Source organism: Halarcobacter sp. (assembly GCF_963676935.1).
Classification (GTDB): domain Bacteria; phylum Campylobacterota; class Campylobacteria; order Campylobacterales; family Arcobacteraceae; genus Halarcobacter.
The window spans coordinates 758,483-778,639 of sequence record NZ_OY781470.1; the positions used below are offsets into that span (position 1 = coordinate 758,483).

A 20,157-nucleotide genomic window follows, 5' to 3' on the forward strand; every position below is an offset into this window, starting at 1 on the left:
ATTATTTACCTTTTAATCTTTTTTTAAATTCATCTGGTGATAAATATTTACTTGTAGATGTAGTTTTAGGTAAAAATTCATCTTCTAATACTTTTTTTTCAATTTTTTGTTTATATTTTTCCGTTGATAGATATCTATCTTTCAAATTATTTTTTCCTTCAACCTCTATATTTTTTATTAATCCTGTTTTTAGATTTTTTAAAATGGTCATTACTGTTGAAAGGTTTTTATCATCAATCTGTATATTTATTTTAGCCATAAAAATCCTTTTGTGTATTTTGTGTAGTATATCATAAAAAACAAAAAGAATTTTTACAAGCTTTTTCTTAAGCCTAGCTAAAAATTAACACTTAATTAACTCAATGTAAATAAAATACAAAAAATTATTTATAAGGATGAAGATGAAAAAAATAGTTGGTTTATCATTTGTCTGTGCTTCAATACTTATTGCGCAAGACAGTGTAGATATAGGTACTATATCTATAGAAGAAAAGGCAAATACAAAAATTGTTAAAAATGTAAGCTCAGAACAAATAAAATCTGCAGATTTAGCTGAAGCATTAACAAAAAATATTCCATCAGTGAGTTTAGTTAGAAGAAGTGGAATTGCGAATGATATTATTTTAAGAGGTGCTAAAAAAGATAATATTAATATATTAGTAGATGACAGCAAAATTTATGGGGCTTGTCCTAATAGAATGGATCCTACTACATCTCATATTTTAACAAATAATATAGATAGTATAGAGATAGTTGAGGGACCTTTTGATGTTGAAAATTTTGGTACTTTAAGTGGACTTGTAAAAGTAAAAACTAAAGAACCAACTGAAAAGTTAAGCGGAGACTTTAATCTAAACTTTGGAAGTTTTGGTTATAAAAAAACTTCATTTAGCGTAAGTGGTGGAAACGAATATATAAAAGTATTATTATCAGGTTCAAAAGAGGAATCTGATCCTTATAGAGATGGGGATGGTAATAATTTCTTCGAACAACAAATATATCATGGAATACCACCTATGAATAGATATAAAAGTTCTGATATGGAAGCTTATGATAAAAAAACAGTTCTTGCAAAAACAATTATAAATTTAGATGATAGTTCAGAATTGAAATTATCATATACCGCTAATAGAAGTGATAATATTTTATATCCAAACACACCAATGGATGCTGATTACGATGATTCAAATATCTATACAGTTGAATATACAAAAAGAGATTTAGGAGAATATTCAAAAGAGTTGAATTTTGAATATTATTACTCTGATGTTGATCATCCAATGAGTACAACACTTAGAAACAATGGTGCAATGATGATGACAAACCATATGAAATCATCAATTTGGGGAACTAAACTAAAAAATAGTTTTGACTTATTAGAAGGAACTTTATTAGCAGGATTAGATACTAGTGAAAGAAGTTGGAAAGGTAAATACTATAATAGAATGAATTCTTATATTAGAGATTCTATTTCTGATACTGATACAACAAATAAAGCAGCATTTTTAAAATATGAAAAAAGTTTTGGTAACTTAGATTTAGAAATAGGTACAAGATATGATAGAACTTCTATAGATACTGAAAATGCAGCAATGTTAGATAAAGATTACAATGCTTTAAATGGACATATTTTTGCAGTGTATAATTTCGATGCAGATACAAAACTTTTTGCAGGTATTGGTAAATCAGAAAGAGTGCCTGATGCCAGAGAATTATATATAGTAAGTTCAACTGGTGCTGTACAAGGAAATGATAATTTAGATTCTGTAAAAAATAGAGAAATTGACTTAGGTTTTGAAAAAACTATTGGTGATTTTAATATTAAAACAAAAGTTCATTATTCTAATTTAGATGATTATATCTATAATGTAAATGGAACAACTTTTCAAAATATAGATGCAAAAATTTATGGAATGGAAGTTTCAGGATATTATTTATTTTCAGAGAACTTAATTTTTGATTATGGTGTATCTTACTTAAGAGGTAAAAAAGATGAAGCTATCTTAGGTCAAACAGATAGAGATTTAGCTGAAATCCCACCATTAAAAGGGACTTTATCAGTAAGTTATGATTTTGGAGATAGTCAATTAATTACTCAAATGATAGCTTCAAAAGGGTGGAGTAATTACGATATTGATAATGGAGAACAAGAATTAGGTGGTTATACAGTATTTAATGCTAAATATAATCATAAAATTAGTAAAAACTTTGATATAACATTAGGTGTTGATAATATATTTGATAAAACATATGCTTCGACAAATACTTATAACGATATTAGGTATATAGGTGCAGGAAATACTGAGTTATTAAATGACCCAGGAAGATATGCATATATAAATTTAAAAATTAGTTTTTAAAAGCTTAGATTAAAAGAGATTTTCTCTTTTAATCAAAATCCATTCTTACTTGAGTTTGTCCAGTTGTACAAAACTCCTCATCTATATTTTTAGCAATAGCATTAAAATCTACACCTTCTATCTCTTTTAAGGCTTTCATGATTTGTTTTTTACCATTTACTAACTCTTTTGATTTTATTCCATGTGAAATAGATAAACTAGCTTCAACAAAGGCTGATAATTTGTCACATTGTTTTAAAGCTTTTCCATCAACTGGACTATATCTATCCATATTGTATTTTGAAATATCATCTACAAATTCAACTTTACCATCTTTATAGATTCTATTTGCAAACTCATCTTTAAAGTTATCAAACATACCCAAAATATAACAAAACTCTTTGTGGATAAATTCTGGAAGATTAGGAAGAATCTCTTCGTTTATCTTTTTATTTTCATATTCAGCTATGATATCAGATAAATCATCAACTGAGTATTTTACAGGAGTTATAATATCTCTTGTTAAAGCTTCAGGTAAATCGTGAAAAAGTGAAACAAAAAAGTTGTTTTCTATTCTTTTTTCACAAGCATTTACCTCTAAAGAGTAAAAGTAAGAAAATATTGCAACAGTTAACATATGTCCTAAAACTGATGTTTCAGGTATTCTTGGTGTTTGTGCCCATCTTTTTTGAAATCTAAGTCTTCCACTTAAATCTACAATTTTTGCAAGCTTTTTCTTTAAAGCTATTTTTCTAACACCAATTAGTTCATAATAATCCTCTAACTCATCTTCAACACTTTTTTTTACACTTTCAATATCTGAAAGAAAAGTAGAAGTTTGATATACAATAGAAAATTCCCATCTAGTTGAGAGATATGAGGCAGCTTTTAGAATAAATCTCTCTTTTTTATATATATTTGGATTTGTTAGATACTCTTCAAATTTTTGTAAAAATAGTCCATTATCTATATTTTCAAGTGAAGTTTTGAGATTTGCAATAACCCAAGAGTTGATCTCTTTAGCTCTTTTTTGAAGGGCATTTCTAAATACATCAGGTCTTATATCTGTTACAACTACTCGTCTTAAAAACTCGAATATTCCAGCTTCAATTAAATGATTATAATTTACATCTGGTTCAAATTTTGCAATAAAATAAGCTATTATAAATTTATGTGCTTGTTTATCAAGTTCAACCAATTCAACCATTCGGGGATAATCATTCCATCTTTGAATTGAAGCTGAGGAAAAGATATAGTCTATAATTTTAGGATTTATCATTTTTGTCTTCTTTATCTGAATCATCAAAAAATATCATTTTTTTACCTAACATCATAAAAGCAGTTACTGTTCCAACTACTACATAAGCTACCCAAGGTTCATGCATGACGACTCTTTTTTTTTGCTTTGATTATTCCATAACATTGATAAATAGGCCCTTATAAAAAAGTTTTTTAATTTTGGATGCAAAATTAAAATTAAGGTGTATAATTCCGAAAAATATTAATTTAAGGAAAAAATTAAATGTCAACTTTGACAATAAGCAACTACACTTTAAAACATTTTGATTTAAGAGCAAAAGATGTTATGGACAAATATTTACAACTAATAAAAGTAGATGTTAGTGATTATACTTTTGCAGGAAATTATATTTGGCTATCAACTGCAACAGGATTTTATGCAATTGTAAATGAGACTTTTTGTTTGTTTATTTTAAACTCAGGCGAACTAACTATGCTTTTACCACCAATTGGTAAAAAAGAGAAAACTTATGATGCAATATTACAATGTTTTGAGATAATGAATACACACAATAGTAATAAAAACTACTCAAAAATAGAGTATGTTCATGAAGATATTCTTGAAGGTTTTGTTGATTATTTAGAAGAGGGCACTTTAATTTATGAGATGCTAAAAGACTTTGTTATTGAAAAAAAATTGGTTGATTATATTTATAAAGTTGATGATTTAATAGATTTAAAAGGTGATTCCTATAAATCAAAAAGAAATGAGATAAATAAATTTAAAAAAATTTATCCTGAACACAGAATTGAAGTTTTAGATATAGATAAACATGCAAAGGCAGTTTTAGATTTATTTAATAAGTGGGTAAAAGATAGAACAACATATATGCCAAAAGAAGAGGTTGAAGTTTTTTTAGATGGGATATATTTTGAAAGGTTTGCTATAAAAAGACTTGTAAATGATTATAAAAATTTAGAAATCATAGGTCTAGTTATCTATATTGATGATGAGATAAAAGGTTTTACTGTTGGTGAAAAAATAAATGCTAATACTGCTAGTGTAATATTAGAAAAAACAGATTTTGAAATATTAGGGTGTGCTCAATTTATTTTTAGAGAGTTTAGTAATATTCTAAAAGATAAGTATAGTGTTGAGTATATAAATGTTGGTGATGATATGGGATTTGAGAATCTTAAAAAAGTTAAGATGTCGTATAGACCAAATAAATTAGTACCAAAATATACAATATATCAAAAATGAAAATATGCAAAGCTTCTAAAAAAGATATAAAAAAACTTTTTGAGATAGAAAATAAAATCTTCAAAGATGATATTATGATGATGAGATTAAGTAGTTTTTATTATCATGTGGAAAAAAACTTTTTATATAAAGTTGAAGTTGACAATCAACTAGTAGGTTATATACTATGGCTAAAAAGAAAAAGATTTTTTAGACTTTATTCTTTAGCTGTTTTAGAAGATTTTAGAAAATTAGGTCTTGCAACAAAACTATTGGATTTTAGTTTAGAAAAACTAAAGAAAAAAGATTTGCAACTTGAAGTTAGAGTTTCAAATAAAAAGGCTATAAATCTTTATCAAAAGTATGGATTTAAAAAAGTAAAAATTTTAAAGAGATATTATGAAGATGAAGATGGGGTTTTAATGAGAATGGAAAGATAAACTTTCCTTTCTCTTAAACTCTACAGCTTCCAAAAAGGTTATTGATTTTATCAACTCTACCTTCGTGTCTTCCACCTTCAAAAGAAGCTTCATTCCAAGCATCAACTATAGCTTCAACCATACCATATCCAGAAACTCTTTCTCCCATACATAGTACATTTGCATCATTATGCTCTCTTGCCATTTTTGCCGAGTACTCATTGTGGCAAAGTGCTGCTCTAATTCCATCAAATTTATTTGCAGCCATAGACATACCAATACCTGAACCACAAATTAATATCCCTTTGCTACCTTCATTTGCAAGTATTTCTTTACATACTTTTGCTGCAAAATCTGGATAATCCACTCTATCTTTTGTAAAAGGACCCATATCTACAACTTCATGTCCTCTAGCTTCAAATAGTTCTTTTACATATGCTTTAATATCAATACCTGCATGGTCTGCACCTATAAAATATTTCATTAATATATTCCCTCTTTATGATTTATTTCTAATTGTTTACCTTCCATATCTTTCTCTATTGAAGATGGTGTTCTAAAAACTCTATCCCATCTTATCTGTTTATTTTCATCCCAAGAGAAATATATAAACCAAGGTTTTCCTACTATATATTTATACTTAACAGTTCCCCAAAATCTTGAATCATTTGAATGGTCTCTATTATCTCCCATCATAAAAAATTCACCTTCTGGAATTTGTATTGGTAACATATCAAATAATTGATAAGGTTGTAAACCATCTTTTGTAACACTTGGATCATTGTGTATTCCAGGATGATCTTTTCTATATGGATCTACAACGAATAGTTTATTATTTAATTCTACAACTTGATAATCTTTGTAATTCTCTTTTACATATTCATTACCTTCACTTGGATGAAGTAAAAGGTGTTTATCTTTTAAAGCAACAATATCTCCACCTGTTGCTACACATCTTTTTACATAATGAATTGTATCGTTACCAGGATATCTAAAAACTACTATATCTCCTCTTTGAGGTTTATCTCCTTCTATTAAATGTCCATTGTCATTAAAGTCGGGCAATACTTGCACTTCAAGCCAAGGAATTCTAGGAACGGGTATTCCATAAGAGAATTTCTTTACAAAAAGCATATCTCCAATAAGTAGAGTATTTTTCATACTTCCACTAGGGATTACAAATGCTTGAGCAATAAAAAATATAATTGTAAGTACAATTATAACGGTTCCAGTCCATGAACTAGACCATCTATAAATTTTTCCTAGCATAATGATTACTTTCTTTTTTCTCTAAGTTTTGCCGCTTTTACTGTATTTTTAAGTAGCATTCCAATTGTCATTGGTCCAACTCCACCTGGAACTGGTGTTATAAATGAACATTTTTCTTTACAAGCTTCAAAATCAACATCTCCAACAAGTTTACCTGTTTCAAGTCTATTTATCCCTACATCAATAATAATTGCACCTTCATTAACCATATCTTCAGTTACTAGATTTACTCTTCCTGCTGCAACAATAATTATATCTGCTCTTAAAGTATGAGCTTTTAAGTCTTTAGTTTTTGAGTTGCAAACTTCTACTGTAGCTTTTGCATTTATAAGTAACGATGCCATAGGTTTTCCAACAATATCAGAAGAACCAATTACACATACATTTTTACCAACTAAATCTATATTGTACTCTTCAAACATCCTCATAACGCCAAAAGGTGTTGCCGGTAAAAAAGCATCAAGGTTTGAAACCATTCTTCCTACATTGTAAGGGTGAAAACCATCAACATCTTTTAAAGGATTGATCGCTTCAAGTACTGTTGTTGTATCAATATGTTTTGGAACAGGAAGTTGAACTAAAATACCATCTAATTTTGGGTCATTATTCATTTGTTCAATTAATTCTAATAACTCTTCTTGTGTAGTTGATGAAGGTTTTTTGTGTACTTCTGAATATATTCCCGCAGTTTCACAAGCTTTATGTTTACTATTTACGTAAGTTGCACTTGCTGCATCGTCTCCTACAAGTACTACTGCTAAACCGGGAGTTATATTTTTTTCTTGTTTGAGTTCCTTTACTTCAACTCTTACTTCTTCTTTTATTTTATTAGATAAAGATTTACCATCTAGTAGTGTCATTGCTTTATAGCCTCATATATTTTTAATTTTAGGTTGATATAATATCTAAAAAATTTTTATACCACATTAAAACGAAAATCTAATTTAATGGTATATGATAAAGGTAGAGATTGAAATTTCTAGTTTTTTCTCTTTTTCTTGTGACTTCTTTATATTCTCAAGTTATTGATAACTCTTTTATTACTAAATTTGAATATGGTGCAATGCTTTATGAAAACCCAAGAGGAATAGGGTGTGTAAAATGTCATGACAAAGGTAATAAGCCAGTAATTATTGCAAGATATAAGCAAAAAGATAAAAAAGGTAAAAATCTTATAGAAAAATCAGTTATAGCACCTGCTATAAATAATGTTAGTTTTGAAGTTTTTATTGATAAAATGACTGCAGATAAAACTGAATCAAAAATTATGCCAACATATTTTTTAACTGATGAAGAGCTAAAATCTTTATATTATTACATAAAAAATATAAACAAGAAGTAACTTAAACAAAAATTAATATAAAATTAAATATAATCACGCTCTTAATTTTAAAACAAAGGAAAGTTATGTTAGAGGGTATCATAAGAGATAGTATAACAAAACAAGGAACTAAATCTTTAAGAAGAGATGGTTACTTAATTGCAAACATCTACGGAAAAGGTTTAGAAAATATTAATGCTGCATTCAAAACGAATGAATTCATTAAATTTTTAAGAAATAAAACAACAATCGCATTTGATGTAAAAGTTGGTGATAATACACTTAAAGTTGTAGTTCAAGAGTATCAAAAAGATCCTATCACTTCTAATTTATTACATGTAGATTTAATGGTAGCACAACCAGGTGTTGAAACTTCATATAAAGTTCCAGTAACTGTTGAAGGTACTCCAAAAGGTTTAAAAAACAAAGGTCTTTTCATTTTCCATAAGAAAAGAATTCCTGTAAAATCTACAATTGAAAATTTACCAGAGTCTTTCAACTTACAAATTGAAGAACTTGACACAGGTGATTCAATTTTAATTAGAGATATTGAAATGCCAGAAGGTGTTAAATGTTTCTTAGACCCAAGAGTTCCAGTTGTGGGTGTAATTAAAGCTAAGTAATTAACTTAAAATGCATTTAATTGTAGGTCTTGGTAATATTGGTGAAAAATACGAATTAACAAGACACAATATAGGTTTTTTAGTCATCGATGAGATGACTAAAAACTTAAATACTTCAAATATAAACAAATCAAACTTCAAAGCTGATGTTTTTAAATCAGGATACAATCTTTTTGTAAAACCTAAAACATATATGAATCTTTCTGGTGATGCAGTAGTTGCTATAAAAGAGTATTATAAAATTGATATTGAAGATATAATTGTTATACATGATGATTTAGATTTACCATTTGGAACTGTAAAGTTTAAAATAGGTGGTGGTCATGGTGGACATAATGGATTAAAATCAATAGATTCGCATATTGGAAAAGATTATATTAGAGTTAGAATAGGTATTGGTAAACCAGTTAATAAAGAAGATGTTGTAAACTATGTCTTATCAAACTTTTCAAAAGAAGAATTAAATAAATTAGAAGGTATAATCTCTCATACTATTTCAGCAATTGATGCACTTAAAAGTGGAGAATCAATTAATGAAGTAAAATCTAAATTTACATTGAAATAAGAATGAGTATACTTACAAAATATATATTAAAAAAATATTTACTTTATTTTATAATTGTTTTAATCTCCTTAGAACTATTTTTTGTAGGAATGGATTTTTTACAAAATATAAAAAATTTACCTAGTTCTGCAAATTTACAATTACTTTATTTAATATACAATAGTTTTTTTACACTTACTTTAACCCTCCCTTTATCTTTAGTTTTTGGTTGGGTATTAACCCTTGTAATTTTTATTAGAAATAATGAATTAGTTGCATTTACTTCATTAGGGGCAAAAAAGAATCAAATCTTTTCTCCTGTTATTTATATCTCTTTATTTTTATTAGTATTACAACTTTTTATTCAAATGACACCATTAGCTTATTCTTATGAACAAAAGAAAAAGATTTTAGATGGTAACTATTTTACAAATACTAAATCTGATATATTTTTAAAGTATAACGATAATTTTGTTTTCTTTAAAAAATTATTGCCATTAAAAAAACAAGCAGAAGGTATACATATCTATAAAGTAAAAAATGATGATATTGTAGAAACAATTATCGCAAAAAAAGCTTATTTTCAAAATGACAAATGGTATGTAGTAGACGCAAAAGTTGTTAAAAAACCAAAATACATGAATTTTGAAAGTTCAAAACTAGAAGTTAGATATGAAAAATTTTTAAACACTTTAGATGGATTCAAACCAAAAATTCTTGATAATGTTTATGAGGAAAAAGCAAATTTTTCAATTCTTGATGCTCTGTCTGCATTAGATTTATTATCAAAACAGGAGATAAATACAGATAGAATTAGAGCAGCTATTTATTATGATACTTTAATACCATTTTTTATTTTACCCTTGATGTTAGTTATTTTTGTATTTGTTTCATATAATAGAAGATTTTTTAATATGGGTACATTTACTTCTATGTCAATATTTGCTACACTTGTTATATGGGGGATATTCTTTATGCTTCACAAGTTTTCAAATAGTGGTGTTATGAAACCTGAATTCTCATTACTTCTACCAATGGTAATATGGTTTATTGTTTCATATATAATTTATAGAAAAAAAAGTAGAGTGTTATAATGACTAAAATAAATGCTTATGGAATAGTATTATATAAAATAGAAAAAGATTCTATAAAAATATTATTGTGTAAATCTGTAAAAAGTAGAGAAAAATGGGGTTGCTTAAAAGGTATGCAAGTATCAACTGAAACTCCTAAAGAGTGTGCAAAAAGAGAGTTTCATGAAGAATCATCGATAAAAGTAGAAACTTATCTTTTTGAAGAGTATTTTGAACAAAAGAATGATGAAAAAAATGTAGGTGTCTGGTTAGTAAATACAGCTAAAATAGCAAATTTGCGAAATTACTTTTTTGAAGATAAACTACTAGATAATTATCTTTCTTGGGAAAATTCAAAAGTTAAATTTTTTGATTTAAAGAATCTTCCTTCAATAAAGAAAAAACAAAAACATCTAATAAAACAAATCAAGGATTTTTTGCAAAATAAGAATCAATACCATTAGCAATACCTACTGCTAATGCTTCTTGATATCTTTTATTAAAAAGTCTTTTCCCTTCTTTTTTATGAGTGATATAACCTATCTCTATTAGTACTGATGGCATTTGGGCTCCAACAAGTACCCAAAATGGACCCTCTCTTACACCACTATCAACAACATCTTTATGTATTTTTCTTGCACTATACAACATATTTTTTTGTATATCAATTGAAAGTTTGTGTGAAGCTGTTATTCTTGGTCTATTTAGTGACTCTAAAAAGGCTTTTTTAGATGAACCACTCATCTTTCTTATATCTGATTTATTTTCAAGTGCAGCAACTCTTTTTGCCCTAGCACTTCTAGCTGGACTTAGGAAAAATGTTTCAATACCTTGAAGCTTATCAACTTTTGATTTGTGTGCTGCATTTGCATGAATAGAAATAAAGATATCAGCTTTTTTCTTGTTTGCCAAAACTGTTCTGTGTCTAACTTTTATAAATTTATCACTGTTTCTTGTAATATATACTTTATATCCTCTTCTTTTCAAGGCATCTTCTAGATACTTCATTACGTCAAAAACAGCATATTTCTCATACATTTTTTTACCACGCCCAATTGCACCAGAATCTTTTCCTCCATGGCCTGCATCTAAAACAACTACTTTATTTAATCCAGGTTTATATACTTTTGGAGATTTTGAAACCTTTACACTATTTTTTATAGTATTTTCTTTTACATCTAATACTTTTAATACAACTCTATTATTATTTGTAAAATAGATTGTTTTTAGATTTTTTTTATCTTCAAAAAGTATTCTAAGAGTGTTTGGATCTTCTTGTTTTATTACAATTTGATCAACACCATTTATAGATAATTTTGTTGGATATGCATCTTTAAAGTTACCCTTAATATCGTAAATATCTTGATATCCATTTTTAACTTTTTTCTCTTGAAATCTAACAAAATTTTTAGTAATTTTTGTTTTGAAATCAATAATAATCATATTGTTTCTATCTTCTACAGATTTAATTGTATATTTAGAGTCATCAGAAATTGTTCGTATTTCAGGTTTTGTAATTTTTTTTGTTGGTGGGATTTTTTTTGTTTGAGATATTTTTATAGATTCAATCTTTCTTACTTTTGCTATTGAACCATTATATTTTTTTAATTCTTTTTCATATTTAGATACATCTTTTTTTAGTTTTTTACCTGTATCAATTAAAATTTTAAGATTTTTAATCTCGCTGTCTCTATTATTGTTTAAAACTGCTTTTAGATAACCTATTCTTGCGTGTGAAAACTCTTCACTAAGACTAGCAAAAGCAGTTGTAGAGATTGAAAAAATTAAAACTATTAGAAGAAAAAATTTTTTAAAAATTTTATTCTCCTTTTGTAAGTTTTTCCATTAACTCATGAACTGAAATTACTTTATCTATTTTATATCCATTTGAACCTGTAAAGAAAAGTCCAGTATCTCTATCACCTTGATATGCTGCTCCTAGTCTATCTGCAATACAATATCCAACTAGTTTAGCTTCAACTCCTCTATTACATGGTGCAACACAATTAGAGATACAAACAACTTTTGGTGCAGTTCCATCTTCAATCGATTTTTGTAAGTTTGTTCTAACCCCTCTTGCAGGCAATCCAACAGGAGATTTCATAAGTTTAATATCATCCTCTTTAGCATCTAATAATACTTTTTTAAATTCAGCATCTGCATCACATTCAAATGTACCAATAAATCTTGTTGCCATTTGAACACCTGAGCAACCCATATCCATAAATTTGTCAATATCATTTTTATCCCAAATACCACCTGCAGCAATAATTGGTGGATTTTCCCAATTTTTTGCTTCTTCTATAACTTCTGGCACTATATTTTCTAATTGAAATTCTTCTTGGAAACATTGCTCATAAGTAAAACCTTGGTGCCCTCCAGATTTTGGTCCTTCAACAATTACAGCATCAGGAAGTTTATTATATCTTTTCCATTTTTTACAAATAAGTTTTAAAGCTCTTGCACTAGAAACAATAGGAATCAATGCAACATCAGGAAAATCTTTTGTAAATTCAGGCATATTTGTAGGAAGTCCAGCTCCTGTAATAATTATATTAATTCCAGCTTCACATGCATCTTTTACAATTCTTCCGTAATCGTTACATGCATAAAGTATATTACAAGCTAGTGGTGAATCTCCACATATTTTTCTTGCATTTTTAATTATTGTAGTTAAGGCATCTTTTGAATAAAAATTTAGAACATCAACTGGTTTATCTTTTTTTGTTTTTATCACATATTCATCACTTTTATAATAACCAGTTCCAACCGCAGAAATAACTCCAAGACCACCTTCACGGCTCACAGTTCCAGCAAGTTTATCCCAACTTATTCCAACACCCATTCCACCTTGGATGATTGGGTGTTTAATTTCATATTTTCCTATTTTCAAAATTAACCTTTTATTTTATTATTATCTTAGCGAAACTTTTTTTACCTTTTTGTAAAATGTATTCACCTGCATCTAAATTTAATTTTTCGTCTTTTATTTTTTCTTGATTTATACTAACAGCATTTGCTTTTACATCTCTTCTTGCTTGAGAAGTAGAGTTAACAAGTTTTGAATCAACTAATGCTTGACATATCCAAGTTCCTACTTCCATTTCATATTCAGGCATATCAGTTGGAATATCTTTTTTAGCAAAAACTTTTTCAAATTCAACTTTCGCAATTTCCCCTTGCCCTTTACCATGAAATCTATCAACAATCTCCATAGCTAAAGCTTCTTTTACTTTTTTAGGGTGTAGTGTACCATCTTCAACACCATTTTTAAGTTCTTCAATCTCTTTTAATGATTTTGTAGATAAAAGTTCATAATATCTCCACATAAGTTCATCTGAAATTGAAAGTGTTTTACCAAACATATCGTTTGGTGCATCAGTTACTCCAATATAGTTACCTAAAGATTTAGACATCTTTTGAACACCATCTAAACCTTCTAAAATTGGCATCATTAAAACTGCTTGTTGTTTTCCTGTATTATATGCTTTTTGTAAAGTTCTTCCCATAAGAAGATTAAATTTTTGGTCAGTTCCACCCATCTCAATATCTGTACCCATTGCAACTGAATCATATCCTTGAAGTAAAGGATATGTAAATTCACTTACTGCTATAGGAGTATTTGAGGCATATCTTTTTGCAAAATCATCTCTTTCCAACATTCTTGCTACAGTTAAGTTTGATGCTAGATTAATAAGTCCACCTGTTCCTAACTCTTTTAACCATTTTGAGTTAAACATAACTTTTGTTTTTTCAGGATCTAAGATTTTGAATACTTGGTCTTTATAACTTTGTGCATTTTCTAAAACTTGGTCTTCACTTAAAACTTTTCTTGTTTCACTTTTCCCTGTTGGATCCCCAATCGTTGCAGTAAAGTCACCAATTAAAAATTGTACAATACCACCAAATTTTTGAAATGTTGCCATTTTTTGGATTAGTACTGTATGTCCTAAGTGTAAATCTGGAGCAGTTGGATCAAATCCAGCTTTTACATAAAAATTTTCACCCTTTTCATAATAATTTTTAATTAATTTTTCAATTCCTTCAAAATCAATAATTTCAGCAGTTCCTCTTTTTATTTCTGCTAGGGCTTCTTTTATTTTCTCTTCCATTTATCCTCTTTTTTATTTATTATATGCATCTTTTTTTGAGAAAAATTCAATAACTTTTGCTTTTTTCTCTATAATTTTTCTTACCTCTTCTACATTTGAGATATTAATTTCAAACTCTATATCACAATATTGTCTGTATGAATGTTTTTCTCTACCATAATCTACAGATAAGATATATCCCTCATATTGGCTCATATAAGATAGCAATCTTGATAACTCACCTTTTGTATTTGGTAAACTAACTACCATTTTATATTGATAAAGTGTATCTACTGTCCATTTACAAAATAACATTGGTTCATTACTCATAATTTGTTTATAAGCCTTGTCACACATTTTGTGATGAATAACAGCTTTATTTCCATCTTTGAAAGCTACAATTTCATCAGCAAATTTGGGATGGCAACAGTGGTCAAATGATACAGAATTAATACTAAAATTTGAATATAAAATCATATTGTCAAATTTAAATTTTTTGATTTTACTAGTATATATTTTAAATCTAGCTACAAATCCTCTATCTTGAATGATTTTTTTCTCAATTTCATGTTTAACATGCTTAAAGTAATCAATAATTTGTGGTACTTTATAAAGTGAATCAAACTTATAAACAGAGGTAACTTTTTCCATATATTTTGAAAAAACAGTATTGATTATATTTCTACCTGTTAACTCATCAATCTCTTTTAATCTTTGAGAACATAAAAATCTAATCTGTTTTTTTGCTCTGTTTGTTTTTACCATATCAATCCAAGAACACCTAGGAATCGCATAATCTACAGTTTTGATTGAAACAATATCTGAACTGTGAAGTTCAGTTAATAGTGGTTTTTTGATTTTATTTATATAAGACTCTACTGCATTTTTCCCTACATCGGTGTGAACAGCATAAGCAAAATCATAAGCAGTTGAACCTCTAGGCAGATTGAAAGTATCTCCATGGGGAGAATAAACAACAATCTCTTCAGAATATAAATCATCTTTTGTATCTTGATAAAACTCTTCTACATTGTCATTTGAGTATTCTAAGGATTTTAGCCAATTTAAATTTGGTTGATGTTTTAATCCACTTTTATATTTCCAGTGAGCAGCAATACCATATTCTGCAACTTTATTCATCTCAAAAGTTCTAATTTGAACTTCATAGATTTTAGAGTTATAAAATACTGTTGTATGTATAGTTTGATATCCATTCTCTTTTGGAGTTGAAACATAATCTTTAAATCTAGAAATTAAAGGTTTATATGCAAGGTGTAAAAAACCTAATACTTTGTAACAATCTATATCTTCTGGCACTAAAATTCTAATTGCTAAAAGATCAAGAATCTCATCAATTGTTACACCTTTTCTTTGCATTTTTAAATATATAGAATAGTAGTGTTTGATTCTACTGTTGATTTGTACAGTGTTTAAATCAAAACCATTTTTTTCTAAAACTTTTTTTGTTGAAGATATAAATTTATTAAAAGTTAATTGAATAGCATGTTGATGCTCAATCATAAAATCATCAATTTTTTTATACTCTTCAGGATAAATATAAAAAAATGCCAAATCTTCAAGTGTATTTTTAACTGTAGAAATACCTAGTCTATGTGCAATAGGTACATAAACAACAAGTGTTTCTTCTGCTATTCTTTTTTGTTTATTTTCAGGTAATGCTGAAAGTGTTAACATATTGTGAAGTCTATCACAAAGTTTAACAATTAAAACTCTTACATCATCAATAGATGCAATTAACATTTTTCTAAATGTCATAGCTGAAGATATTAGTTTTTTATTTGAATCAGAAGGTGGTAATTCATGCTCTCTAATAGCATCAATTTTTGTTAGTCCATCAACCATATGAGCAACATTCTCACCCCAGTTTTCTCTTACAAAATCTAAAGTGTATTCTGTATCTTCAACAACATCATGAAGAAGAGCTGTAGCAATAATATCTTCATCTTTTGAAAAATGTGATACAACAGTTGCAACAAGAATAGGGTGTATCACATAAGGTTCGCCACTTTTTCTAAATTGACCCTCATGAGCTTTGATAGCAAAATCAATTATACCCTCAAGTTTTTGGCTAACTTTTGTTTCTTTATGTAGTAGTGCAATAGCATCATCCAAAGTATTAATACTTTGAACTTTTAAAATAAACGGATCCATATAAGTACCTAAATTAGTAATAAAGCAGAAGCTCTACTACTAATCTTTATTAACTAAACCTTCGATTTTTAAAAAACCACCTGCAATCTCATCAATTGCAATATCAGTATATTTCATATTTTGTGTATTTTTATCAAGTAATGGTTTAGCTCCTTTACTTAATTCATCTGCTCTTTGTCCAACAGCAATAGCTAAAATATATCTGTCATTGTTTACTTTTTTTAAAGCTTGTGACATTCTTTCTTCTAATCTCATCATTAAAAATTCCTTATTTTTTTATTTTACAATTGAGCACTTACTATGATCACCATTGATGATTTTTAGTAGGTTCCCTTTTTCATTCATATTTGCTACAACTATAGGAAGTTTATTGTCTTTTGCTAATGCAATTGCAGTATCATCCATAACTTTAATATGATCTTCCAATGCCTGATCATAAGTAATTTGGTCTAATTTTATAGCATCACTAAATTTCATTGGATCTTTATCATAAACACCATCAACTTTAGTTGCTTTTATTAACATACATGCATCAATTTCAGTTGCTCTAAGTGTTGCAGCTGTATCTGTAGTAAAGTAAGGATTACCAGTACCAGCACTAAATATTACAACTCTTCCTTTTTGAAGATGTCTTGTTGCACGTCTAACAATATAAGGTTCAGCTATTTGTTCCATTTTAATTGCAGTTTGTAGTCTTGCAGAAAGTCCTTTATGTTCTAAAGCTTCTTGCATAGCAACACCATTGATAACTGTTGCTAACATACCCATATAATCTGCACTTGTTCTTTTGATAACACCATCAGCTGCTGCTGTAACGCCTCTAATGATATTTCCCCCACCTATAACAATTCCAACTTCAATATTGTTATCAACTAGCTCTTTGATTTCATTACCAATGTAGTCTAAAATCTGAGTGTCAATACCATATCCATCTGCACCAGCAAGTGCTTCACCAGAAAATTTTACAAGTACTCTCTTTCTCATTTATGTCCTTTTGTAGTTGTGCGATTATATCTAAAAAATTCTAAAAAAGAAGTAAAAGCTTAACTCAATGACCATTCATAGAAAGGTAAGACATTAATTGTAAGCTCTTTTGAGTTTATATTTTCATTGTTTGATACGGTGATTATATTAAGCTCTTTGATATTATATTCTAAGGCAGTTTTTTTTATTTTTTTTAATTGAGATTGCATAAGCATTGAGTTAAAAAAAGGGATTGAAACAATTCCAATATTTTTTTTAGGAATATAAAAATCGATATAGTCCAAATAAAATATTTGCTCTCGTTTGTTTAACAGCTCTTGAAAAATAATATTAGTAAATTCATTTTTAAATTTCTTTTTATAGCTTGTTGCACTGAAAAAAGCACTATTATATAAGAATATTTTTTTTACTGCTTTTTCTTGATTATACTTTGATATAAAATAAATAATAAAGTTTTCTTCTAATTTTTTACATTGTTCATAAAATTTATCTTTTGATATTTTCATCTTTGATTTTAGTGAAAGATATAGTTGATTTAAAGATTTTTTTTCATCTATATTAAATATTAATATTTTAAGTATCTCTTCTGAAGTCTTGTCTTCTGAAATAATTTTGATAATATTTTGTAACTCTTTATATATTTTAAATTCAGCTGTTTGTAGTGTTTGTGGAAGATTACCATATTTTAAAAAACTATTAAAATTATGTGTTATATTTTGATTTCTTTTATCATGCAATAAATACTCTTCAAAATCTAAAGGACTTACTTTTATAGTTTTATATCCTTTAATATCTTTTTGTAATTTAGAAGTGATTATAACACTATCACAAAATGGTATTTTAATATCAAATGAAAAATTTTCTAATACTATAACTTTTATATTATTTCTAAAAACATACTCTTCAAGATTTTGAGAAATTTCTTCTTTATCATTTCGATAATCATCAAAATCGATATAAAGATATTCTTTTGATTCAAAATTTGATAAATAATCAAAAATAAGAAAACTTTTTCCTACTTTAGGAGCACCTAAAAGTATAGTTTTTGGATGGGTAATTCTAAATTTTCTTTCTATAAAATTTATTTTTGAGAATTCAAGTTCATGACAAAATTCTAAAGATGTCATTATTTTCTATCTTGTAACTCGATAGCCTCTTTAATTGCATTTATATAACTTTTACTGTTTAGTTTTCTATTGTTTTTATATGCTATATCAAATGCTGTACCATGGTCAACTGAAGTTCTGATAATTGGTAAATTTAAACTTACATTAATACTTTCATCAAAGTATAATGCTTTTAAAGGTGCTAAACCTTGATCATGATACATTGCTACAAAGTATTTGAAGTTTTTCCTTGAGGCTTTTGAAAAGGCAGTATCAGGAACTAATGGTCCTTTAAAAATCTCTTTTTCAAGTTTTTTATTTGCATTTTTTATAGCTTTAAATATCTCTACTTCTTCATTCCCTAAAACACCATTATCACTAGCATGTGGATTTAAAGCTAATACACCAATCCTTTCGCTATTTACACTTTTATGAAAGTCAATTAGAAATTGAGTTAAACTCTCTTCTTCAATAGATTTAGCAACTTTTTTTAAAGGTATATGTTCAGTGTATAAAGAAACAAAAAGTTTTTTACAACCTAACATCATAATTGCATTTTTGCCAAAAAAGTCTCTTAGTACTTCTGTATGACCTTTATATTTAATTTTTGCTTTATTCCAAGCTTCTTTGTTTATAGGTAAAGTCGTAATTGCATCAACTTTGTTTTTATTGGCCAAATTTATAGCTTCATTAAAAGAATCATAAGAATATTTTCCACTCTTTCTTGAAACTTTTCCTGGTTTTATTTCAAAGTCACCTTTTACATCAAAAGTTTTAAAATCTTTTGGAATATTAATTTCAAGTAGTTTTGATGCTTTGTTTAACATTGTTTTATTAATGCAATATATAGGATTACAATATTTAGAAATTTTTTCATGAGATATTAGTGCAATTTCAATACCTATTCCATTTAAATCACCAATAGAAACGGCAATTGTTGGTTTTTTTTGTTCCATTATAATAATTCTTTCAAATCTTTTATCGCTTTTTCTAAACCTGTAAATACTGATCTGGCAATAATACTTTGTCCTATATTTAATTCTTCAATTGCTTTTATTGAAGTTATTTGAGTGACATTTTGATAGTTAAGTCCATGTCCTGCTGCAACTTTTAAATTCAAGTCTTGAGCTTTTAAAGCTGCTTTTTTAATCTCTTTTTTACTTTTATCTAATAGTTTTTTTAATTCATCTCTTGGTAGTTCTAACTCTTTAATTGTATGGTGTGTATTTGCTAGATTACTGTAAAGCATTGCATAAATATTTGCAAATGAACCAGTATGTAGCTCTATCCATTCAACATTTAGTTTAGATGAGGCTTCAATCATTTGTTTGTTTGGATCTATAAATAGTGATACTTCAATCCCATTTTTATGAAGTTTTTTTACAGCTTTTTCAATTCTATCAAAATTTGTGATTAAATCTAACCCACCTTCAGTTGTCACCTCTTCTCTTTTTTCTGGAACAAGTGTTGCTCTCATTGGTTTCAAATCACATACTATATCAATAATCTCTTCATCTATAGCACATTCTAAATTCACGGGTAGAGGTGATAGTTTACATATAATCTCTGCATCTTTGTCATGTATGTGTCTTCTATCTTCTCTTAGATGTATTGTAATTTGGTCTGCACCTGCTAGTTTACAAATAGATATTGCATCTAATGGATTAGGGTCATTTATTTTTCTAGCTTCTCTTAAAACGGCAATATGGTCTATATTTACTCCAAGTAACAAAA

22 protein-coding genes are annotated in these 20,157 nt (G+C 27.6%); 8 read left to right on the forward strand and 14 right to left on the reverse strand.

All coding sequences use genetic code 11. From position 1 onward, the window contains the following. Position 1: 1 nt before the first annotated feature. Complete coding sequence (locus ACKU4C_RS03680) at positions 2 to 259, reverse strand: hypothetical protein (protein ID WP_321314533.1); 258 nt, start codon at positions 257 to 259, stop codon at positions 2 to 4. A gap of 142 nt (positions 260 to 401) precedes the next feature. Between ACKU4C_RS03680 and ACKU4C_RS03685 the strand changes: the two genes are divergently transcribed. Then, positions 402 to 2,360 carry a TonB-dependent receptor domain-containing protein gene (locus tag ACKU4C_RS03685; protein ID WP_321314535.1) on the forward strand — a complete coding sequence of 653 codons (1,959 nt, stop codon included), beginning with the start codon at positions 402 to 404 and terminating at the stop codon, positions 2,358 to 2,360. 28 nt (positions 2,361 to 2,388) lie between these two features. Here ACKU4C_RS03685 and ACKU4C_RS03690 read toward each other — a convergent pair whose 3' ends face one another. Continuing rightward, the gene (locus tag ACKU4C_RS03690; protein WP_321314537.1) at positions 2,389 to 3,618 is read right to left on the reverse strand and encodes an HD domain-containing protein; all 1,230 of its coding nucleotides are present in this window, start codon (positions 3,616 to 3,618) and stop codon (positions 2,389 to 2,391) included. Between the two features lie 243 nt (positions 3,619 to 3,861). Here ACKU4C_RS03690 and ACKU4C_RS03695 point away from each other — a divergent pair, with 243 nt between their 5' ends. Both ACKU4C_RS03695 and ACKU4C_RS03700 read left to right on the forward strand, forming a co-directional pair. Then, entirely contained in the window at positions 3,862 to 4,842 is a 981-nt protein-coding gene (locus ACKU4C_RS03695; RefSeq protein ID WP_321314539.1) for a phosphatidylglycerol lysyltransferase domain-containing protein, read from the forward strand. Then, positions 4,839 to 5,261 carry an N-acetyltransferase gene (locus tag ACKU4C_RS03700; RefSeq protein WP_321314541.1) on the forward strand — a complete coding sequence of 141 codons (423 nt, stop codon included), beginning with the start codon at positions 4,839 to 4,841 and terminating at the stop codon, positions 5,259 to 5,261. Before ACKU4C_RS03695 ends, ACKU4C_RS03700 begins: the two co-directional genes overlap by 4 nt. A gap of 13 nt (positions 5,262 to 5,274) precedes the next feature. On the opposite strand, the gene rpiB is transcribed toward ACKU4C_RS03700, so the two are convergent. Genes rpiB through folD form a run of 3 tightly spaced genes read right to left on the reverse strand, consistent with a single transcriptional unit; the run spans position 5,275 to position 7,369 of the window. Beyond that, the gene (gene rpiB / locus ACKU4C_RS03705) at positions 5,275 to 5,724 is read right to left on the reverse strand and encodes a ribose 5-phosphate isomerase B (RefSeq protein ID WP_321314543.1); all 450 of its coding nucleotides are present in this window, start codon (positions 5,722 to 5,724) and stop codon (positions 5,275 to 5,277) included. Then, positions 5,724 to 6,509, reverse strand: coding sequence for a signal peptidase I (lepB, locus tag ACKU4C_RS03710; RefSeq protein WP_321314545.1), 786 nt, complete (start codon positions 6,507 to 6,509; stop codon positions 5,724 to 5,726). The genes rpiB and lepB overlap by 1 nt, the downstream gene beginning before the upstream one ends. 5 nt (positions 6,510 to 6,514) lie before the next feature. Continuing rightward, positions 6,515 to 7,369: a bifunctional methylenetetrahydrofolate dehydrogenase/methenyltetrahydrofolate cyclohydrolase FolD gene (gene folD, locus ACKU4C_RS03715; protein WP_321314547.1), complete on the reverse strand. Its 855-nt coding sequence runs from the start codon at positions 7,367 to 7,369 to the stop codon at positions 6,515 to 6,517. Positions 7,370 to 7,479: 110 nt separating this feature from the next. Here folD and ACKU4C_RS03720 point away from each other — a divergent pair, with 110 nt between their 5' ends. The 5 genes from ACKU4C_RS03720 (at position 7,480) to ACKU4C_RS03740 (ending at position 10,534) form a co-directional block, all read left to right on the forward strand. After that, positions 7,480 to 7,851, forward strand: a complete 372-nt coding sequence (locus tag ACKU4C_RS03720; protein WP_321314550.1) for a c-type cytochrome — start codon at positions 7,480 to 7,482, stop codon at positions 7,849 to 7,851. A gap of 65 nt (positions 7,852 to 7,916) precedes the next feature. After that, positions 7,917 to 8,453, forward strand: a complete 537-nt coding sequence (locus ACKU4C_RS03725) for a 50S ribosomal protein L25/general stress protein Ctc (RefSeq protein WP_321314551.1) — start codon at positions 7,917 to 7,919, stop codon at positions 8,451 to 8,453. A gap of 10 nt (positions 8,454 to 8,463) precedes the next feature. After that, complete coding sequence (gene pth, locus ACKU4C_RS03730) at positions 8,464 to 9,018, forward strand: aminoacyl-tRNA hydrolase (protein ID WP_321314552.1); 555 nt, start codon at positions 8,464 to 8,466, stop codon at positions 9,016 to 9,018. Positions 9,019 to 9,020: 2 nt separating this feature from the next. Further along, complete coding sequence (locus ACKU4C_RS03735; RefSeq protein ID WP_321314553.1) at positions 9,021 to 10,091, forward strand: LptF/LptG family permease; 1,071 nt, start codon at positions 9,021 to 9,023, stop codon at positions 10,089 to 10,091. Continuing rightward, the gene (locus ACKU4C_RS03740) at positions 10,091 to 10,534 is read left to right on the forward strand and encodes an NUDIX domain-containing protein (protein ID WP_321314555.1); all 444 of its coding nucleotides are present in this window, start codon (positions 10,091 to 10,093) and stop codon (positions 10,532 to 10,534) included. The genes ACKU4C_RS03735 and ACKU4C_RS03740 overlap by 1 nt, the downstream gene beginning before the upstream one ends. Here ACKU4C_RS03740 and ACKU4C_RS03745 read toward each other — a convergent pair. From ACKU4C_RS03745 to ACKU4C_RS03785, 9 genes are all read right to left on the reverse strand, one after another. Further along, on the reverse strand, positions 10,497 to 11,513 hold the full coding sequence (locus tag ACKU4C_RS03745) for an N-acetylmuramoyl-L-alanine amidase (protein ID WP_321314557.1): 1,017 nt from the start codon (positions 11,511 to 11,513) through the stop codon (positions 10,497 to 10,499). The genes ACKU4C_RS03740 and ACKU4C_RS03745 overlap by 38 nt on opposite strands. 376 nt (positions 11,514 to 11,889) lie before the next feature. Then, the gene (locus ACKU4C_RS03750) at positions 11,890 to 12,963 is read right to left on the reverse strand and encodes a nitronate monooxygenase (RefSeq protein WP_321314558.1); all 1,074 of its coding nucleotides are present in this window, start codon (positions 12,961 to 12,963) and stop codon (positions 11,890 to 11,892) included. Between the two features lie 10 nt (positions 12,964 to 12,973). Beyond that, entirely contained in the window at positions 12,974 to 14,182 is a 1,209-nt protein-coding gene (gene tyrS / locus ACKU4C_RS03755) for a tyrosine--tRNA ligase (protein ID WP_321314559.1), read from the reverse strand. Between the two features lie 12 nt (positions 14,183 to 14,194). Continuing rightward, positions 14,195 to 16,333 (reverse strand): RelA/SpoT family protein, encoded by a 2,139-nt coding sequence (locus ACKU4C_RS03760; RefSeq protein ID WP_321314561.1) that lies wholly within the window; start codon positions 16,331 to 16,333, stop codon positions 14,195 to 14,197. Between the two features lie 39 nt (positions 16,334 to 16,372). Continuing rightward, complete coding sequence (locus ACKU4C_RS03765) at positions 16,373 to 16,591, reverse strand: DNA-directed RNA polymerase subunit omega (protein WP_321314564.1); 219 nt, start codon at positions 16,589 to 16,591, stop codon at positions 16,373 to 16,375. A gap of 18 nt (positions 16,592 to 16,609) precedes the next feature. After that, positions 16,610 to 17,317 (reverse strand): UMP kinase, encoded by a 708-nt coding sequence (gene pyrH, locus ACKU4C_RS03770; protein ID WP_321314566.1) that lies wholly within the window; start codon positions 17,315 to 17,317, stop codon positions 16,610 to 16,612. A gap of 59 nt (positions 17,318 to 17,376) precedes the next feature. Beyond that, positions 17,377 to 18,444, reverse strand: coding sequence for an AAA family ATPase (locus ACKU4C_RS03775; RefSeq protein WP_321314569.1), 1,068 nt, complete (start codon positions 18,442 to 18,444; stop codon positions 17,377 to 17,379). Then, on the reverse strand, positions 18,444 to 19,379 hold the full coding sequence (gene pdxA / locus ACKU4C_RS03780; protein ID WP_321314571.1) for a 4-hydroxythreonine-4-phosphate dehydrogenase: 936 nt from the start codon (positions 19,377 to 19,379) through the stop codon (positions 18,444 to 18,446). The genes ACKU4C_RS03775 and pdxA overlap by 1 nt, the downstream gene beginning before the upstream one ends. Continuing rightward, positions 19,379 to 20,155 carry a pyridoxine 5'-phosphate synthase gene (locus ACKU4C_RS03785; RefSeq protein WP_321314573.1) on the reverse strand — a complete coding sequence of 259 codons (777 nt, stop codon included), beginning with the start codon at positions 20,153 to 20,155 and terminating at the stop codon, positions 19,379 to 19,381. Before ACKU4C_RS03785 ends, pdxA begins: the two co-directional genes overlap by 1 nt. Between the last annotated feature and the right edge of the window lie 2 nt (positions 20,156 to 20,157).

Excerpts from the sequence above, each read along its gene's own strand:
- folD (WP_321314547.1), bottom strand. The coding sequence starts at position 7,369 with ATGACACTACTAGATGGTAAATCTTTATCTAATAAAATAAAAGAAGAA.
- pth (WP_321314552.1), top strand. The coding sequence starts at position 8,464 with ATGCATTTAATTGTAGGTCTTGGTAATATTGGTGAAAAATACGAATTA.
- ACKU4C_RS03695 (WP_321314539.1), top strand. The coding sequence starts at position 3,862 with ATGTCAACTTTGACAATAAGCAACTACACTTTAAAACATTTTGATTTA.
- ACKU4C_RS03680 (WP_321314533.1), bottom strand. The coding sequence starts at position 259 with ATGGCTAAAATAAATATACAGATTGATGATAAAAACCTTTCAACAGTA.
- ACKU4C_RS03735 (WP_321314553.1), top strand. The coding sequence starts at position 9,021 with ATGAGTATACTTACAAAATATATATTAAAAAAATATTTACTTTATTTT.
- ACKU4C_RS03685 (WP_321314535.1), top strand. The coding sequence starts at position 402 with ATGAAAAAAATAGTTGGTTTATCATTTGTCTGTGCTTCAATACTTATT.
- ACKU4C_RS03775 (WP_321314569.1), bottom strand. The coding sequence starts at position 18,444 with ATGACATCTTTAGAATTTTGTCATGAACTTGAATTCTCAAAAATAAAT.
- ACKU4C_RS03740 (WP_321314555.1), top strand. The coding sequence starts at position 10,091 with ATGACTAAAATAAATGCTTATGGAATAGTATTATATAAAATAGAAAAA.
- pdxA (WP_321314571.1), bottom strand. The coding sequence starts at position 19,379 with ATGGAACAAAAAAAACCAACAATTGCCGTTTCTATTGGTGATTTAAAT.
- ACKU4C_RS03765 (WP_321314564.1), bottom strand. The coding sequence starts at position 16,591 with ATGATGAGATTAGAAGAAAGAATGTCACAAGCTTTAAAAAAAGTAAAC.
- tyrS (WP_321314559.1), bottom strand. The coding sequence starts at position 14,182 with ATGGAAGAGAAAATAAAAGAAGCCCTAGCAGAAATAAAAAGAGGAACT.
- ACKU4C_RS03725 (WP_321314551.1), top strand. The coding sequence starts at position 7,917 with ATGTTAGAGGGTATCATAAGAGATAGTATAACAAAACAAGGAACTAAA.
- ACKU4C_RS03690 (WP_321314537.1), bottom strand. The coding sequence starts at position 3,618 with ATGATAAATCCTAAAATTATAGACTATATCTTTTCCTCAGCTTCAATT.
- pyrH (WP_321314566.1), bottom strand. The coding sequence starts at position 17,317 with ATGAGAAAGAGAGTACTTGTAAAATTTTCTGGTGAAGCACTTGCTGGT.
- lepB (WP_321314545.1), bottom strand. The coding sequence starts at position 6,509 with ATGCTAGGAAAAATTTATAGATGGTCTAGTTCATGGACTGGAACCGTT.
- ACKU4C_RS03760 (WP_321314561.1), bottom strand. The coding sequence starts at position 16,333 with ATGGATCCGTTTATTTTAAAAGTTCAAAGTATTAATACTTTGGATGAT.
- ACKU4C_RS03745 (WP_321314557.1), bottom strand. The coding sequence starts at position 11,513 with ATGATTATTATTGATTTCAAAACAAAAATTACTAAAAATTTTGTTAGA.
- ACKU4C_RS03700 (WP_321314541.1), top strand. The coding sequence starts at position 4,839 with ATGAAAATATGCAAAGCTTCTAAAAAAGATATAAAAAAACTTTTTGAG.
- rpiB (WP_321314543.1), bottom strand. The coding sequence starts at position 5,724 with ATGAAATATTTTATAGGTGCAGACCATGCAGGTATTGATATTAAAGCA.